This is a genomic window from Nonomuraea sp. NPDC000554, from assembly GCF_040300065.1.
Lineage (GTDB): Bacteria > Actinomycetota > Actinomycetes > Streptosporangiales > Streptosporangiaceae > Nonomuraea.
The window spans coordinates 1-1742 of record NZ_JBEPDC010000074.1 but is presented as its reverse complement, the minus strand read 5'-3'; the positions used below and the strand labels follow the sequence as shown (position 1 = coordinate 1742).

Here is a 1742-nt window from a genome sequence, read left to right as displayed (position 1 = left end):
TTGGCTTCACGGTCGAGCGGGGGGCTCGGGTTCGACATAGATGATCTCCGTAGTGGCCGGAGACCCAGGTGTCAACGATGATCGTCAGTTTTATAGAGACCGCCGGCTTCGGCTACGAGATCATGTACCCGGGCGCGGCGCAGCCCGTCCCCGTCTCCGGGGGCAGCTGGTCACCGCCCGACGCCCCGAAGCGGGCTACTACCTACATCCTTATCGCCACCGACCTCAACACTCGGCAGCAGCACTTCCTCACCACGACCGTTCAGGTGCGCAATCCCATCCTGGAGGCTCTCACCGCCATCAAGGGCGTCACCACCCCGTGGGTACAGGGGGCGACCAAGGGGGACGGAGCCTTCACCTTCTCCAAGGGCGCGATGCACGTGCGGCGCGAATTCGGCTCCCAGGAAGGCGGGGCCCTGTACGCCGGCGGCATCAGAACCGAGTACGTGAGCGGGCCTAATGACGCCGACGGAGACATCACCTTCCTCCCGGGCGAGGTGAAGGTCTGGCGCAATCGCAGCTCCAACGACCTGGGCACCCTGTACGTCGGCGAGGCCGTGTTCAACGGCGTGGCCACCGGGTATGTAAAGGGGCTTCGGGACGGCGACGGAGACATCACCTTCACCCAGGGCGGGGTGAAAGTCTGGCGCACACGCAGCTCCGGCGAGCCGGGCGCCCTGTACGCCGGTGAGGCCACCTTCAACGACGTGGCCACCGGGTATGTGAAGGGGCTCAATGTCACCGACGGAGCCCTCACCTTCGTCTGGGCCGGGGCGAAAGTCGTGGCCTCACCCGGCTCCCCCTACTCGGGCGTCCTGCACGCTGGCCGGTTCGAGAACGAGCCCCAGTGACAGACCGCCCCTGGGCAGGGCTGGAAGGCCTATGGGCCCAACTCCATCTACATCGACGTCGATACCTCCGCAGCCGGGTTCACCAGCAGCCCCATTTACCGCATCGCCCTCGGAGGTGACGGCGGCACGCAATACGACCCCGGCACCAGTGCCATCTACAACGTCACCGCCACCCAGTTCAGCGTTTCCCTCAAATGGCGCGACGGCATACCCCTGACGGTCGCCGATGCCGGGCGGTTCGGCTGGCACATCAACTGGGTCGGCTACGAAACTCCCTGACTTCACGACCGCTCAAGGAAACAACCCCTGCACACGACATGGGCCCGGAGGATGCTCCGGGCCCATGTCGTCGTGGATGTGATGCAGGTAGGGCGCGTTGATCACCAGTGCCCTGGCAAGCGCGTCGCGTCTCTCCCGGTCCAGTGGCCCGTGCACCCCTCACCGTACCCAGGAGGAGAGAACCGCCCCGGCCACGACCGACGGTGTTCGTGGACATGTGACGCCGTCGGCCAAAAGTGCACCGGCGGCGAAGCCTCCGGGGCTTGATACTGGTGGAGCAGCCGTTGGCGGTAAGCCGCTCCGTCTGCGAAAGGCCTGTGCAGGCGACGGGGGTAGCAGTCCCTGGGGCCGCGCTCTCTCGTCAGCCGATTTGTCAACGGCCAAGTGCGTGTGGGTCTGGCTCACTTTCCGTGATCAGTAGCCGTGCAGCACGCGGATGCGGAGAAGGTCGGGGTTAGCTCGCCCGTACATGATCCGTTTGATCATCTTGATGCGGTTGACGTTGCCTTCCACTGCACCGGAGCTGTAGGGCAGAGTGAGTCCGGCTTTGACCGCCGCCCAGTCGCGACGAAGGCCGGCGACGAAGTCGCGTAGTTCACGGGCAGGGCTGGC

General features: G+C 65.6%; 2 protein-coding genes. One reads left to right on the top strand and one right to left on the bottom strand.

Annotation, left to right across the window (positions count from 1 at the left end):
- Window positions 1–77 precede the first annotated feature (77 nt).
- On the top strand, window positions 78–851 hold the full coding sequence (locus ABT294_RS50685; RefSeq protein WP_350813742.1) for a hypothetical protein: 774 nt from the start codon (window positions 78–80) through the stop codon (window positions 849–851).
- A gap of 693 nt (window positions 852–1544) precedes the next feature.
- Here ABT294_RS50685 and ABT294_RS50680 read toward each other — a convergent pair.
- Window positions 1545–1742 (bottom strand): transposase (locus ABT294_RS50680; RefSeq protein ID WP_350813570.1); only part of this gene is annotated, 198 nt, incomplete at its 5' end.